This is a genomic window from Hyphomicrobium sp. CS1BSMeth3 (assembly GCF_900117415.1).
GTDB lineage: Bacteria > Pseudomonadota > Alphaproteobacteria > Rhizobiales > Hyphomicrobiaceae.
Genome location: NZ_FPEI01000005.1, coordinates 479,355 through 493,996, shown reverse-complemented (window position 1 = coordinate 493,996; position 14,642 = coordinate 479,355). Strand labels below are relative to the sequence as shown.

Annotated in this window: 12 protein-coding genes; 8 read left to right on the top strand and 4 right to left on the bottom strand. The window is 66.5% G+C overall.

Annotated features, from left to right (window positions below):
* Window positions 1-123 precede the first annotated feature (123 nt).
* Complete coding sequence (locus CS1BSM3_RS11485; protein ID WP_072387232.1) at window positions 124-990, bottom strand: hypothetical protein; 867 nt, start codon at window positions 988-990, stop codon at window positions 124-126.
* A 199-nt stretch (window positions 991-1,189) separates the two neighbouring features.
* Between CS1BSM3_RS11485 and parC the strand changes: the two genes are divergently transcribed.
* The 4 genes from parC (at window position 1,190) to pyk (ending at window position 6,815) form a co-directional block, all read left to right on the top strand.
* Entirely contained in the window at window positions 1,190-3,445 is a 2,256-nt protein-coding gene (gene parC, locus CS1BSM3_RS11480) for a DNA topoisomerase IV subunit A (RefSeq protein WP_072387231.1), read from the top strand.
* Window positions 3,446-3,532: 87 nt separating this feature from the next.
* Entirely contained in the window at window positions 3,533-4,861 is a 1,329-nt protein-coding gene (locus CS1BSM3_RS11475; protein ID WP_072387230.1) for a glycerate kinase type-2 family protein, read from the top strand.
* 122 nt (window positions 4,862-4,983) lie between these two features.
* Window positions 4,984-5,373, top strand: coding sequence for a DUF1036 domain-containing protein (locus tag CS1BSM3_RS11470; RefSeq protein WP_072387229.1), 390 nt, complete (start codon window positions 4,984-4,986; stop codon window positions 5,371-5,373).
* Window positions 5,370-6,815: a pyruvate kinase gene (pyk, locus tag CS1BSM3_RS11465; RefSeq protein WP_072387228.1), complete on the top strand. Its 1,446-nt coding sequence runs from the start codon at window positions 5,370-5,372 to the stop codon at window positions 6,813-6,815. Before CS1BSM3_RS11470 ends, pyk begins: the two co-directional genes overlap by 4 nt.
* A gap of 137 nt (window positions 6,816-6,952) precedes the next feature.
* Here pyk and CS1BSM3_RS11460 read toward each other — a convergent pair whose 3' ends face one another.
* Entirely contained in the window at window positions 6,953-7,852 is a 900-nt protein-coding gene (locus CS1BSM3_RS11460) for a cation diffusion facilitator family transporter (protein ID WP_072387227.1), read from the bottom strand.
* Between the two features lie 139 nt (window positions 7,853-7,991).
* Window positions 7,992-9,101, bottom strand: coding sequence for a fatty acid desaturase (locus tag CS1BSM3_RS11455; RefSeq protein ID WP_244540482.1), 1,110 nt, complete (start codon window positions 9,099-9,101; stop codon window positions 7,992-7,994).
* Between the two features lie 425 nt (window positions 9,102-9,526).
* Here CS1BSM3_RS11455 and CS1BSM3_RS11450 point away from each other — a divergent pair, with 425 nt between their 5' ends.
* From CS1BSM3_RS11450 to CS1BSM3_RS11435, 4 genes are all read left to right on the top strand, one after another.
* Window positions 9,527-10,441, top strand: a complete 915-nt coding sequence (locus tag CS1BSM3_RS11450) for a PfkB family carbohydrate kinase (protein WP_072387226.1) — start codon at window positions 9,527-9,529, stop codon at window positions 10,439-10,441.
* Between the two features lie 63 nt (window positions 10,442-10,504).
* Window positions 10,505-11,350 (top strand): sugar phosphate isomerase/epimerase family protein, encoded by an 846-nt coding sequence (locus CS1BSM3_RS11445; protein WP_072387225.1) that lies wholly within the window; start codon window positions 10,505-10,507, stop codon window positions 11,348-11,350.
* 114 nt (window positions 11,351-11,464) lie between these two features.
* Window positions 11,465-13,462, top strand: a complete 1,998-nt coding sequence (gene tkt / locus CS1BSM3_RS11440; protein ID WP_072387224.1) for a transketolase — start codon at window positions 11,465-11,467, stop codon at window positions 13,460-13,462.
* A gap of 90 nt (window positions 13,463-13,552) precedes the next feature.
* Window positions 13,553-13,834, top strand: coding sequence for a hypothetical protein (locus tag CS1BSM3_RS11435; RefSeq protein WP_072387223.1), 282 nt, complete (start codon window positions 13,553-13,555; stop codon window positions 13,832-13,834).
* A 28-nt stretch (window positions 13,835-13,862) separates the two neighbouring features.
* On the opposite strand, the gene CS1BSM3_RS11430 is transcribed toward CS1BSM3_RS11435, so the two are convergent.
* Complete coding sequence (locus tag CS1BSM3_RS11430) at window positions 13,863-14,603, bottom strand: dienelactone hydrolase family protein (RefSeq protein WP_072387222.1); 741 nt, start codon at window positions 14,601-14,603, stop codon at window positions 13,863-13,865.
* Window positions 14,604-14,642: the final 39 nt, after the last annotated feature.

Genomic DNA, 14,642 nt, shown 5'->3' with positions numbered 1-14,642 from the left:
CGTGCGGGTTAGTGGAAGAAGAATTTCGTGAACAATCTCTTCATGATGAGCGCTCCTTAACCATGACGTGAGCGCATAGCTGCCCGCATGGTTAAGGGCGAAGGGGGACGTGGCGCTTGTCCGCTAGCGGCGGCGGACCTCGGCCCAGCGGGCGAGTTGCGGCTCGCCGATGATCTTCGCGCGGGCTTGGGTCAGCGCGGCGAGATCGCCCTCGTAGGTGAGGAAGGCGCGGAGCGGCAGCTCGGCGGCGATTGCCACACCTTTCTGCGCGAGCCGTCGGCGCAGCTCGCTGCCGCCGCGCGTGGCAAGATCGTTGACGACGGGCAGAACATGATCCCGCTCCGCCATGATCTCGATCTCCATCAGCGGCTCGAGTCGCCGCAAGCCTGCCGTCCGGCAGGCAGCCCGCATGGCCGAGACGGCAGCTTCCTCGAAGCCGCTCGGCGTCGAGCGTTTGGGATGGAAGGCGCCGTCGATGAAGACGACGCGCGTGTCGATGATCCGGCCTTCGCCCTCCACGCCCTCGGCAGAGGCACGCGCCACGCCGCGCGCCACGGCGGCATTGAGGGCATCGATCTCGGGTGGGCCGGCAAATTCGGTCTCGAAGATGTTGCCCTCTCCCGAGCGCCGGGGGACGATCCGCAGGCGCACGACCGCGAAGTCCCCGGTGCCGCTATCGGCGCTGCCGAGTCGGTGCTCGGCCTCGGCAAGCCGGCCGGGCGTCCAGCAGGGCTGGATAGCGATCGGACCGGTCCCGAGCGCGACGGCAGCCGCGGCGGTGACACCCGCCAGGCGCTGCGCCAGCTCATTGAGCGTCCGGGCTTCAATGCGGAAGGTCCCGATCTCCTGACCAGCACTGTAGGCGAAGGCGCCGTCCTCGGCGCGGCAGCGCTCCAGGGCAGCTACCAATGCCGGCGCATCACCCGAACGCTGCGCCGAGACCGTCTGGCTCAGCGGCAGGATAGGGGCATCGGTCGGCAGCGGCGACAAGGCGGCCTCGTGTCGTGGGGTGATTTGCGAGAGTTTAGCGCAGGTTGTGGACAATCCACGGTCTGCCCGCCGCCTGCAGCGAAATTTCCACCGGGCGTTGCAGGCATGAGACGGCCGAGCGTTACAGGCTGTGCGATTGGGGCCTCTGTGGCGCCACGGGCACTTGAGAGCCGCTGGCCGGCGCGTTAATCCCCAGGCCATGAGCGACAGACCGATTCTGCCCGGCCCGGGCCCCATTGAACCCGTCAATCTGCGCGAGGCGCTGGAAGAGCGCTATCTGACCTACGCGCTGTCTACGATCCTGCACCGGGCGCTGCCCGACGTGCGCGACGGCCTGAAGCCGGTCCACCGGCGCATTCTCTACGCCATGCGCGAGCTGAAGCTCGATCCCGCGGGCGGCTTCAAGAAGTGCGCGAAGATCGTCGGCGAGGTGATGGGTAACTTCCACCCGCACGGCGACCAGGCCATCTACGACGCGCTCGTGCGCCTCGCCCAGGACTTCGCCGTCCGCTACCCGCTCGTCGATGGCCAGGGCAATTTCGGTAATATCGACGGCGATAACCCGGCGGCCATGCGGTACACGGAGAGCCGCCTGACGCACGTCGCCGAGGCGCTCCTCGACGGCATCGACGAGGACACGATCGACTTCCGGGCGACCTACGACGGCACCAACAAGGAGCCGGTCGTCCTCCCGGCCAATTTCCCGAATCTGCTGGCGAACGGCTCGTCGGGCATTGCCGTCGGCATGGCGACGAACATCCCGCCGCACAATGTCGACGAGCTATGCGCGGCGCTGCTGCATCTCATCAAGCACCCGAACGCGACCGTCGAGAAGCTCGTCGATTTCATTCCGGCGCCGGATTTCCCGACCGGCGGCATCCTCGTCGAGCCGCGTGACAGCATCATCGAGACCTACCGCACGGGCCGTGGCGGCTTCCGCCTGCGCGCGCGCTGGGAGAAGGAAGATACCGGTCGCGGCGGCTATCAGATCGTCGTCACCGAGATCCCCTATCAGGTGCAGAAGGCGCGGCTCGTCGAAAAAATCGCCGAGCTCATGCAGGCGAAGAAGCTGCCACTGCTCGGCGACGTGCGCGACGAGAGCGCCGAGGTCGTCCGCCTGATCCTGGAGCCGAAGAGCCGCACGGTCGATCCGCTCGTGCTCATGGAGAGCCTGTTCCGCGTCACGGAGCTGGAAACCCGCTTCGGGCTCAACATGAACGTGCTGACGGCGGGCCAGATCCCGGCCGTTCTGTCGCTGCGCGATGTGCTCAAGCACTGGCTGGAGCACCGCCAGGAGGTGCTGGTCCGGCGCTCGGAGCATCGCCTCGCCAAGATCAGGCACCGCCTCGAGGTGCTCGACGGTTATCTGATTGCGTACCTCAATATCGATGAGGTCATCCGCATCATCCGTTTCGAGGATGAGCCCAAGGCGAAGCTGATCGCCAAGTTCAAGCTCACGGATGTGCAGGCCGAAGCCATCCTGAACCTGCGCTTGCGGTCGCTGTCCAAGCTCGAGGAGCAGGAGATCAAGGCCGAGCACGCCAAGCTCACGGGCGAGATGCGCGATTTGCAGGCGCTGCTGAAGTCCGAAGACCTGCAGTGGGAGCGGATCAGCACCGAGATCAAGGCCATCCGCGAGACCTATTCCAAAAAGACCGAGCTCGGCCGCCGTCGCACGGAGCTTGCCGACGCGCCGGCCATCGAGGTCGATCTGGATCAGGCCCTCATCGAGAAGGAGCCGATCACAGTCATTCTCTCGGAGAAGGGCTGGATCCGCGCTCTGAAGGGCCACCCGGAGGATCTCTCCAAGCTCGATTTCAAGCACGGCGATGGTCTCAAGCGGGCCGTGCGCGCCTCGACGACGGACAAGCTTCTGGTTTTCACGACGAACGGCAAGTTCTTCACGCTCGAAGGCAGCCAGCTTCCAGGTGGGCGCGGCCACGGCGAGCCCGTGCGCCTGATGGTCGATCTGGAGGAAAGCCACGAGATCGTCGACATGTTCGTGCACGAACCGGGGCGCAAGCTCATTGTGGCGGCCACGTCGGGGCACGGCTTCATCGTGCCCGAGGACGAGGTGCTGGCCTCGACGCGCAAGGGCAAGCAGGTCCTCAATGTCGATGCGGATGCAGAGGCGCGCGTCTGCGTGCCCGTACCGCCGAGCGCCAACATGTGCGCGACCATCGGCGAGAACCGCCGGATGCTCGTCTTCAGCCTTGAAGAAATCAACGAGATGACGCGCGGCAAGGGCATCATCCTGCAGCGTTTCAAGGATGGCGGGCTTTCGGATGTCCGGCCCTTCGAGAAGAAGGCCGGTCTGACGTGGCTCGACTCCGCGGGGCGCACGTATACGCTCGAGAGCAGCGAGTTGAAGGAATGGGTGGGGCAGCGCGCCCAGGCGGGCCGTACGGCGCCGAAGGGTTTCCCACGCTCCAACCGCTTCGGGCCAGCCTTCTAGCTTAGGTCTTCAGCGCTTGACGTATCGCTGTCGCCGACCGCAAGTAATGGCGGCGACAACTTTTTCTGCTCGAGGGCTCCCCAGATCATGCCGGCCGAAGCGCGCGGGCTCCTGCTCGAGATGTTCGAGGCGGCGGTGGCGGCAGCCCATCCACGGACCTGCCTCGCGCCGCATTTGCCGCCTGTGCCGGCCAAAGGGCGGTTGATCGTGCTCTGCGCCGGCAAGGCTGCGATTGCCATGGCCTCCGTCGCCGAGGCGCACTATCGGGCAGCAGGCATTGGCGATCGCCTGACGGGCGTCGCGACGGCGCCGCAAGGCTATGCGGCGGCTTATGCCGGCACCCAGCCCGAGTGCCTGGAAATCCTGGAAGGCCGCCATCCGACACCGGATGAAACGTCGCTCGCCGCTGCCGAGCGTGCGCTCGAGCTGGCGCGGTCGGCAGGTCCTGACGATACGGTGCTCGTTCTGCTGTCGGGCGGGGCCTCAGCATTGTGGGCAGCACCTGCGGCCGGGCTCGATCTCGCGGCCAAGACGGCGCTCACGCGCGGCCTCCTCAAGTCCGGCGCCGATATCCACGAAATGAATGCGGTGCGCCGCCATCTCTCGCGGATCAAGGGCGGGCGGTTGCGCGCAGCAGCGGCCAAGGCCGGCACATTCATCACGCTCGCCATATCCGATGTGCCGGGCGACGATCCCGAGACGATTGGCTCGGGACCGACAGTGCCCGATCCGACGACGCTCGCGGATGCTTGCGCGGTCATTGCACGGCGATCGCCGCGCATGGCGGAGCTGGATCTGCCGGTGCCTGATGGCGTCTATCGCGCGCTCGAGAACTCGGCCAACGAGACGCCGAAACCAGGGGCCGCGCTCTTTGCCGGCGACCGCTATCAGATCATCGCGACGCCGGTTGCAGCCCTGGAGGCGGCGGCAGCGCTCGCCCGGGCGCGCGGATATGAGGTTTTGAGTTTGGGCGACCAGGTGACGGGTGAAGCGCGCGACGTCGCGGCTGCCCATGCCGAACTCGCCCGAAAAGCCAAGGCGGAAGGCCGGCGGCTTGCGATCATCAGCGGTGGCGAGCTGGAGGTCACTGTACGCAACCGGGCCGGACGCGGCGGACGCAGCCAGGAATATGCGCTCGCACTCGCCTGTGCACTCGATGGCCTGCCGGGCGTCGCAGCCGTTGCTGCGGACACGGACGGCATTGATGGCGGCGAAGGCCGTGTCGACGACCCTGCAGGCGCGATTATCGGTCCGGATACGCTGGTGCGCGCCCAGGCGTGCCACGCGGACGCCCGAAAGGCCCTCGATAACAACGATGCCACGACTTTGTTCGAGGCGCTGGGCGACCTCGTGCACACGGGGCCGACACATACCAACGTCAATGATTTCCGCGCGATACTCGTCGAACCGATCTGACACCCATGACCGATGCACATGAAGGGGCCGACCACGGCCGGAAGCCTGCTGATGCGCGTCGCCTATTGCCTTTATTTTGTTCTCGACCGGCAACGACCGCGTGCCTCACGGTGTTGACCGTCATGCTTGGCGCAAGCGTCGCGCGTGCAGACTTGAAACTCTGCAATGCAACGTCGAGCAGAATTGGCGTCGCCATCGGCTACCAGGACCCGAAAGGATGGGCGACCGAGGGTTGGTGGAACATCGCGTCACAGACTTGTGAGACGTTGTTAAAGGGAAAGCTTGGCAGCCGCTTCTATTACGTGCATGCGGTAGACTACGACCGCGGCGGCGAGTGGGGCGGCACCAACATGATGTGCACGGCCGACAAGGTCTTTACAATTCGTGGCGTCGAGGACTGCATGCGGCGGGGGTTCAAGCGGACAGGCTTCTTCGAAGTCGATACACAGAACTCGAATGACTGGACGATCCGCCTGACAGATCCGGGCGACAGCGGCGGGAAGGGACGATGAGACGAAACCGGAGAGTGAAGATCCTCGCGACGCTGGGCCCGGCGTCATCGGCGCCCGAAGTGATCGAGAGCTACTTCCTAGCCGGCGTCGACGTCTTCCGCATCAACATGAGCCATTCGAGCTTCGACATGGTGCGTGGCCTGCATGCGGCTGTCCGCGCTGCCGAGCTCAAGCATGGCCGCCCGATCGGCATTCTCGCCGACCTGCAGGGCCCGAAGTTCCGCGTCGGCAAGCTCGGCGGGGACCGCGTGGAGCTCAAGACCGGTCAGACCTACATCTTCGATACCGAGGAGCGCGAAGGCGACGACAAGCGGGTTTTCCTGCCGCATCCGCAGATTTTCGAGGGGGTCGAGGCGGGCCACACGCTGTTGCTCGACGACGGCAAGATCCGGATGCGCGTGATCGAGGCCGATCCCTCGCGCATTGCGGCCGAAGTGATCGTCGGCGGCCCGCTCGCGAGCCGCAAGGGCGTGTCCATGCCCGACACGGTTCTGCCGATCAACCCGCTGACCGACAAGGACAAGGCCGATCTCGATTTCGTCCTGAAGCTCGGCGTGGACTGGGTGGGCCTCTCGTTCGTGCAGCGTGGCGAGGACGTGGCGCTCGCGCGCCGGATGATCGGCCAGGGCGCCGCGATCATGTCGAAGATCGAGAAGCCTTCCGCGATCGCCGATCTCGACCAGATCATCGCGCAATCGGATGCGATCATGGTGGCGCGTGGCGACCTCGGCGTCGAGATGCCGGTGGAGCGCGTGCCGGGCCTCCAGAAGCAGATCACGCGCAAGGCCCGTGCGGCTGGCAAGCCGGTCGTGATCGCGACGCAGATGCTCGAGAGCATGATCAGCGCGCCGGTCCCGACGCGCGCCGAGGTGTCGGACGTGGCGACGGCCGTATTCGATGGCGCGGATGCGATCATGCTGTCGGCGGAGTCGGCCGTCGGCAAGTACCCCATCGAAGCGATCGGCATGATGGACCGCATTGCGATCGAGGCCGAGGCTGATCCGACTTACGACGTGCTGGTTCACGCGACGAGCACGCCGCCGCAGCCGACGGCCGCCGATGCGATCGCCGCTGCAACTCATGCCGTCGCCGATACGCTGAAGCTCTCGGCCATCATCTGCTTTACGGCGACCGGCTCGACGGCGTTGCGCGTCGCGCGCGAGCGGCCGGGGCTGCCGGTCATCGGTCTGACGCCGGTGGTCGCGACGGCGCGGCGGCTCGCGGCCGTCTGGGGCGTCCACTGCGTGCTGACGAGCGACCCGGAGAACCTTGCCGACATGGTCAAAAAGGCGTGCCGCATTGCCTTCGAAGAGGGTTTTGTGCGCGCAGGCAGCGGCGTGATCATCACGGCCGGTGTCCCGCTCGGTTCGCCGGGCACGACCAACATGGTCCGCATTGCCTACGTCAACGAGCACGGCGAAGCGACATCGCTGTCGGTCTAGACCTCATCCCCTCTCCCCGCCCTTCGCGGGGAGAGGGTTAGTGTGAGGGGCGGCGGCATACGCCGACGTCAGCGCAAGCGGCCGCCCCTCATCCCGACCTTCTCCCCGTAAACACGGGGAGAAGGGGAAGGAGCGCATCAAATCACCACCACGCCGCGGTGGCGGGCCTCGCCCTCCGGCTCGACGTGGATGACGATCTCGGCGCCCTCGATCTCCGCTTCGAGGGCCTGCTCGATGCGATCGCAAATGCGGTGCGCATCGGCGACGCTCATGGCGCCCGGCACCACCAGATGGAAGTCGATGAAGGTCGCGCGTCCGGCCGTGCGCGTGCGGATGTCGTGGGCTTCGATCGCGCCCGCCGCACTCTCCGAGATGACAGCCCGAATGCGGCGGCCGATATCGCCGTCGACGGCCTCGTCCATGAGCCCGCTGATCGACGAGCGCATGACCCGCCAGCCGGCGACCAGGATGTTGACCGCAACCAGCGCCGCAAGAGCTGAATCGAGCACTTGCCAGCCGGTCACGATGGCAAGGATGAGGCCGACGATGACGCCGATCGAGGTCGCGACATCGGAAAATAGATGCCAGCCGTCCGCGACGAGTGCGGGTGACCGCCAGCGCCGTCCATAGGTGATGAGCGCCCAGGACCAGCCGGCATTGAGGACCGTGGCGACGCCGCTGATGGCGAGGCCGAGCCAGGGCTCGGTGAAGGCGCGCGGCTCGCGCAGCGCCTGCCACGCGGCGTGCAGGATCATGAGCGCCGCGAGGATGATCAGCACGCCTTCGATCACGGCCGAGAAGTACTCCGCCTTGTGATGGCCGAACTGGTGGCGGCGGTCAGCAGGCCGCGCGCTGATGCGGACCGCCATCAGCGCAACGAGGGCCGTCACGACATTGACGATACTTTCGAGCGCGTCCGAGAAGAGGGCGACGCTCCCCGTCACCCAGTAGGCGACGTACTTGATGCCCAGAACCGCGCAGGCGACGGCAATGCTGGCAATCGCCATCTTATGGGTGCGAGCTTCGACCGTGGGCATAGGTGCTTCGCAATCTCGCGTTTCGATGTCGCCCGACACAGCGCCGTGCACGGATCCTTGAACACGTAGGATCGTGCAAAATCAACTGGCGAAAGCACTTTTGCCAGTAATTGCAAATGGTTGGCGATAGCGCGAGCCGTCAGCCCGACGCGGACGCGCGGATCCCTGCCGCGTCCGCGGCCATCGTGGCGTGCGCTTCGCGGAATGTGAGCAGCCGGCGCTGCGCCTCGTCCCACACCGCCAAGCGCGCGCACTTGAAGCTCTCCCAGAGCGTGACGCGGTTCATGGCCTGGAACTCCGGTGATGCTGCGAGGCAGTCATGCAGGCGGTAGTTCGGGATGACGCTATTCAGGTGGTGGATGTGGTGCAGCCCGATGTTGCCCGTGAACCACTCGAGCGGCTTCGGCAGGACGTAGTACGAGGAGCCGCGAATGGCGGCGACCTGGAAGTCCCATTCCTCGCTCGCGTCCCAGTGGCCGTCCTCGAACTGGTGCTGGATGAAGAACAGCCACCCGCCGAGGGCCGAAGCCATCAGGATCATCGGGGCGACGATCCACGCGAGCTTGGAGAAGCCGATGGCAGCGCCGAGCAGACCATAGAAGACGATCATCGCGATGTTGAGGCCGACGACGCTTCGCCAGCCCTCCTTGGGCTCGAGCGGATGCCCCCAAGGCGTACGCTGCAGCACGACAAAGAAGAAGGGCACGCCGATCGGGAACAGGAACAGGGGATGGCGGTAGATGCGGTAGCGCAGGCGTTGCCAAGGCGAGCAGGCGCGGTACTCGGCGAGCGTCAGCGTCTCGATGTCGCCGTAGCCGCGGCGGTCGAGATTGCCCGAAGTTGCGTGGTGTCTCGCGTGGACGCGCCGCCAGAGCCCGTAGGGCGTCATGGTCAAGAGGCTGATCATCCGCCCGAGCATGTCGTTGGCGCGCGCGGACGGCAGGAAGGAGCCATGCCCGCAATCATGCTGGATGATGAAAAAGCGCACCAGCAAGCCGGAAGCGGGTACGGCGAGAAGTATGGTCAGCCAATAGGCGTGATCCACGGTCGCCCACATCGCGGCGAGCAGAGCCAGGAACGGCACCGTGGTGGTCAAAAGCTGGATGAGGGCGCGGCTGAGGTCGGCGCCGCGGTACTTGGCGCAATGGGCTGCAAGCCGCCGGGCTTCGATCTTCAGCGTATCGGCGTGGCTGGGTTCAGCTCGGTGCTCCACCGGATCGCGGGTGGCGAGCATCTCTGAGTTAGGCAAAGCGACGGATGCCTCCAAACGGTGTGAACGATTGGCGATGATGGCAACCGGAAGCCTTCGCGCCCCCGCCGCCCCCCGCGGCATTTTCGGCGTGAATAAGCATGTTTTCGCCGTCCTGTCCTGGGACATGGCCGCGCGGGGGGCGTGGGAAACGTGCGCCGGTTGTGCAAAAGCGTCGCCGGGCGACCGGTTTGCCGCCGAAATCTGCGCGCTGGTCAGGTTGTCGTACGCACGTTATGGTTCGAACGATTGTTTGTGCGGCGGTTCGGGTGTGTGGCGGAGGCGCTGCTTGATGGCGGTGGCCTGTGCGCCGTTGCCAAGTTTCTGCCTCGCTGGCGATCGTCGAAACGCCGAAATTCATTCGGAATTTCGGTTTGCAGCGTCCGCCACGCTCCTGGTGGTGCGCCCTCACCCAGCGGAATGCAATGGCTCAGCCGGTTCCCCTCATCTGCGTCGGACATGCGGCCCTCGACCGGATCTACAGGATCGAGAGCTTTCCGCCTGAGCCGACCAAGATCCGCGCGCTCGAGCACATCGAGGTTGGCGGGGGGATGGCCGCCAATGCGGCGGTTGCGGCCGCACGCCTGGGCGCCAAAGCTGAGCTCTGGTCGCGCGTCGGCGACGATCAGGCGGGTGTCGCCATCCGCAATGGTCTCAAGGCGGAGAAGGTGGACATCCGCTATGTGCACGCCTTCGAGGAGGCCCGCTCGTCGACCTCGGCCGTCATCGTCGACAGCCAGGGCGAGCGCATGATCATCACGCAGCGCGATACCTCGATCCCGGCGGGCACGAGCTGGCTGCCGATCGAGCGGATCGCGGAGGCGAAAGCCGTGCTCTGCGATCTGCGATGGCTGGAGGCCGTGCGGGTCGTGCTGACGCGGGCGCGGCGCGAGGGCGTGCCGACAGTGCTCGATGCCGATCTCGGGGGCCGCGAGGCCCTGCCCGAGCTGCTCGGCCTTGTCGACTATGCGGTCTTCTCGGCGCCGTCGCTGCACGAATTTGCCCGCGGTATGAGTGACGCCGATGCGCTCCAGCAGGTGCTCCGTCATGGGCCGCGGCATGCCGGCGTGACGCTCGGGGGACGCGGCTATCTCTGGGCCGAGCGCGACGGTCGTACCGGTCATCAGCCCGCATTCCAGATCGATGTCGTCGACACGACGGGCGCCGGCGACGCCTTCCACGGTGCATTTGCGCTGGGCGTAGCCGAAAATCTGCCGGTCGAGGCCAATGTGCGGCGCGCGGCCGCCGTCGCCGCGTTGAAGTGCACCCGGCTCGGCAGCCGGGCTGGCCTGCCGACGCGCACCGAGCTCGAGCTCTTTGTTGCACTGCACGACGGTTGACGGGTTTGCTGCGTGATCCTACGCCTGCATTGTAGGCGTAGGGATGCCGGCACGAGGTCTCGCATGGCCGCTCAACACACCATTGCGTTCGTCAACGACGAGCTGAAGGCGCCGCTCGCCGAAACAATCGCTTTCGCGCAGGAGAATGGCGTCGGCGCGCTCGAAATGCGCTCCATCGAGGGCCGCAATTTCCTCGCCCTCTCGCCGGACGAGCAGAAGGATGCGGCGCGACAGATCGCCGATGCGGGCCTCAAGGTGGTCGGGCTCGCCTCGCCCCTGCTCAAATGGGCGGCGCCCGGCCGGTCCGCCGGTCGCTTGGGCGACCAGTTCGGCTTCGAGATCGGCTCCCGCTCTCTTGGCGAAATCGCGCGGCTGACGGCCGAGGCGGCGCACAGGCTCGGCACGCGCAACGTCCGCATTTTCAGCTTCCTGACCTACGAGGGGTTCAAGCTCGCCGAGCTCGGGCCTGCGCTCGACGAGCTGCTGGCCGTGGCTGAGCGCGAGGACCTGGTTCTCCATGTCGAGAATGAGCCCGTCTGCAATGTCCGCGATGAGACGGACCTCATGGCGCTCATGCAGGCGCGGCGGCACCCGCGCCTCAAGGCGCTCCTCGACATCGGCAATATCTATGCGACCGGCACCACCCCGGACGCGGAACGCATGGCGGCGCTCATGCCGTTCGTGGATCACATGCATTTCAAGGACTTCTCCATCCGCGCCGGGCGGCGGCATGTCGCCGTGGGCGAGGGGGATGTGCCCTACGGAGCCTTCATCGCGGCCTGTCTCGCCGCCGCGCCGGAGCGCTCGCTGACGCTCTCCGTCGAAACCCACGTCCCCGACGACCCTGTCGGCGCCACACAGCGTTCATTGGTGCGCCTCAGGGAGCTGGCCGCCGCTGCGACCGCATGAACGGGATAAGCCAGCCGAGGATGGTGGACGCCTGCCCGCCGCACCGTTAATGGTGCGCCATCTTCCCGGTTCTCCATCGAGTTTTGGGGCACACGACCAGCAGGGACCGCGCGTATGACTGACAAGGCGAAGGGCGCCCTCGCGACCCGCGACATGGCAAATGCCATCCGGGCGCTGGCAATGGATGCCGTCGAGGCGGCGAAGTCCGGTCACCCCGGCATGCCCATGGGCATGGCCGATGTGGCGACGGTGCTGTTTGCCGAGGTGATGAAATTCGATGCGTCGGCGCCCCGTTGGCCGGCGCGCGACCGCTTCGTGCTCTCGGCCGGGCACGGCTCGATGCTGCTCTATTCGCTCCTCCATCTCACCGGCACGCCCGGCATGACCATCGAGGAGATCAAGAACTTCCGTCAGCTCGGATCGAAGACGGCGGGACATCCCGAGTACGGTCATGCCGAAGGCATCGAGACGACGACGGGCCCGCTCGGCCAGGGGCTCGCCAATGCCGTCGGCATGGCGATCGCCGAGCGCATCTGGAATGCGCGCCATGGCGAGCTGTTCGACAACCGCACGTATGTGATCGCGGGCGACGGCTGCCTCATGGAAGGCATCTCGCAGGAAGCGATCACGCTCGCCGGCCATCTCGGTCTCGGCCGCCTGATCGTGCTCTTCGATGACAACGGCATCTCGATCGACGGTCCGACGTCGCTCTCGACGAGCGAGGATCAGATCGGGCGCTTCAAAGCTGCCGGCTGGAATACGCTCGCGATCGACGGCCACGATATGGACGCCGTGCGCAAGGCCCTCGCGACAGCGAAGGCCGACGACAGCAAGCCGTGGCTCATCGCCTGCAAGACCGTGATCGGCTATGGCGCGCCGAAGAAGGCGGGCACGGCCTCGACGCACGGCTCGCCGCTCGGCGCTGAAGAAATTGCCGGCACGCGCGAGAAGCTCGGCTGGAAGAGTGCGCCCTTCGAGGTGCCCGCGGAGGTGCTGAATGCGTGGCGCGCGGCAGGCGCGCGCGGTCGCGCGGCGCGCGAGGCCTGGGAGCAGCGCTGGAAGAAGCTCGACGCGCGCGAGCGCGAAGCCTTCGAGAATCCTTCGGCCGCGCGCACGGAGGCCGTCAATGCCGCCGTGGCGAACCTCCGTGAAGCCGCCGCCGCTGCAGAGACTGCCGAGCGGGCGACGCGTGTATGGTCTGAGCGGGCGCTCGAGGCACTCGTCGCGGCGCAGCCCGCGCTGATCGGCGGCTCGGCCGACCTCACCGGCTCGAACAACACGAAGGCCAAGAGCCAGAAGCCGATCGTGAAGGGCGACTTCTCGGGAAGCTACCTCTACTACGGCATCCGCGAGCACGGCATGGCCGCGGCCATGAACGGCATGGCGCTCTACGGCGGTCTCATTCCGTACGGTGGCACGTTCCTCGTGTTCTCGGATTACTGCAGGCCCTCGATCCGCCTCGCGGCGCTCATGCGGCAGCAGGTCGTGTATGTCTTCACGCACGACTCGATCGGCCTCGGCGAGGACGGCCCGACGCATCAGCCGATCGAGCATCTGGCGGCGCTGCGCGCGATCCCCAATCTCAACGTTTTCCGCCCGGCCGACGGCGTCGAGACGGCGGAATGCTGGGCGCTTGCCGTGGCGCAGGGCAGCACGCCATCCGTGCTCGCGCTCACGCGCCAGAACGTGCCGAACCTGCGCAAGGGCCCGCTCGGCGAGAATTCGAGCGCGAAGGGCGGCTATGTGCTGCGCGAGGCAGCGGGCGGCAAGCGCGCCGTGACGCTCATCGCGACCGGGTCCGAGGTCGGCCTTGCCGCAAAGGCGGCGGATCTGCTGGCGGCCAAGGGCATCGCGGCGGCGGTCGTCTCGCTGCCCTCCTTCGAGCTCTTCCGCAAGCAGGGCGCGGCCTATCAGCAGGCGGTCCTCGGCGATGCGCCGCGGGTCGCGATCGAAGCTGCCATCGAGCAGGGCTGGCGCGAGTGGCTGCGTCCGAGCGATGCCTTTGTTGGCCTCTCGGATTTCGGCGCCTCGGCGCCCGCAGGCAAGCTCTTCGCCCACTTCGGCCTCACGCCGGAGCGCGTGGCCGAGGTGGCGGCGAAGCTTGGTGGTTAGCGGCCGATTGCGGGTCGCAGGGAACCCTTTGCCGCGCCGGTTGATTGTGTCAGAGCAGTGGGCCAGACCAGTTTCATCTGGGAGGACACAATGAGATCGAGAAATCTGATCAGGCGGACCGCGGCCGTCGGGCTGTCGCTCGCCGTTCTTGCCTCCCTCGTTTTCACAACAAGTGAGGCGGAAGCCCAACGCTATCGCTACGAGGAGTGGCAGTACAATACCAAGAAGCCCGAGCGGGGTTACGAGGGTTTCCCTGCTCCCGGCGTCTACTGCTCCTACCGGCGCGAGCCGAACCGCGTGTGCACCACCGACAAGCGCGGCCGCGAGACCTGCAAGGTCAAGAGCTGGCGGCTCGTGCAGTGGTGTAGCTGACCGCTTGCCTCGAAGCGCCTGAAGTTCGCTATCCGAGCCGCCTCCGATAGAGCGCGATCAGGCGCTCCCAGTGCCGCTCGGCGGCGGCCTTGTCGTAGATCTTGCGCTGCGGAAAGCCAAAGCCGTGGTGCACGCCGGGATAGATCTCGAGCTCGCCCGGGTTTCCTGATGCGTCGAACAGCTTTTTGAGCTCGGTGACCATCGGCAGCGGCGCCAGCTCGTCGATCTCGGCGCAGGCGATATAGAGCTCGCCCTTGGCCTTGCCGAGAGTGAGATGCGGGCTCTCCTCGGCATCGCTCACGAGCCATGTGCCATAGAAGGAAGCTGCGGCAGCGACGCGGTCCGGATAGCGCGCGGCGGCGGCGAGCGCGTACGGCCCGCTCATGCAATAGCCATGCACGCCGATGGGGCCCGGCTTCACGCCTTCGCGCCCCTCGAGGAACTTCATCATGGCAGCGACATCGTCCATGATCGGCGGGATCGTCATCTTGGTGCGGATCGCCCGCATGCGCGTGTGCTCGGGGCTGCCGTGCGTGAGCACGGTCGCGGGATCGAACTTCGAGTCGCGCCCGGCGCGGTAGTAGAGGTTGGGGAGCAGCACGCAGTAGCCGACCGATGTCAGCCGGCGCGTCATGTCGCGCAGCTCTTCGCGAATGCCGGGCGCATCCATCAGCAGCAGCACGGCGGGGTGCGTGCCGCGGTCCGGCCGGCAGACGAAGGTCTCCATGGCGCCGTCGCGCGTTTGAATGTCGAGCGTTTCTTCGATCATGGTGTTGTTCCTCCTTGGCACCCGAGACTAGATCGCGCC

Excerpts from the sequence above, each read along its gene's own strand:
- pyk (WP_072387228.1), top strand. The coding sequence starts at position 5,370 with ATGAGACGAAACCGGAGAGTGAAGATCCTCGCGACGCTGGGCCCGGCG.
- CS1BSM3_RS11450 (WP_072387226.1), top strand. The coding sequence starts at position 9,527 with ATGGCTCAGCCGGTTCCCCTCATCTGCGTCGGACATGCGGCCCTCGAC.
- CS1BSM3_RS11470 (WP_072387229.1), top strand. The coding sequence starts at position 4,984 with ATGCTTGGCGCAAGCGTCGCGCGTGCAGACTTGAAACTCTGCAATGCA.
- CS1BSM3_RS11430 (WP_072387222.1), bottom strand. The coding sequence starts at position 14,603 with ATGATCGAAGAAACGCTCGACATTCAAACGCGCGACGGCGCCATGGAG.
- parC (WP_072387231.1), top strand. The coding sequence starts at position 1,190 with ATGAGCGACAGACCGATTCTGCCCGGCCCGGGCCCCATTGAACCCGTC.
- CS1BSM3_RS11460 (WP_072387227.1), bottom strand. The coding sequence starts at position 7,852 with ATGCCCACGGTCGAAGCTCGCACCCATAAGATGGCGATTGCCAGCATT.
- tkt (WP_072387224.1), top strand. The coding sequence starts at position 11,465 with ATGACTGACAAGGCGAAGGGCGCCCTCGCGACCCGCGACATGGCAAAT.
- CS1BSM3_RS11475 (WP_072387230.1), top strand. The coding sequence starts at position 3,533 with ATGCCGGCCGAAGCGCGCGGGCTCCTGCTCGAGATGTTCGAGGCGGCG.
- CS1BSM3_RS11445 (WP_072387225.1), top strand. The coding sequence starts at position 10,505 with ATGGCCGCTCAACACACCATTGCGTTCGTCAACGACGAGCTGAAGGCG.
- CS1BSM3_RS11435 (WP_072387223.1), top strand. The coding sequence starts at position 13,553 with ATGAGATCGAGAAATCTGATCAGGCGGACCGCGGCCGTCGGGCTGTCG.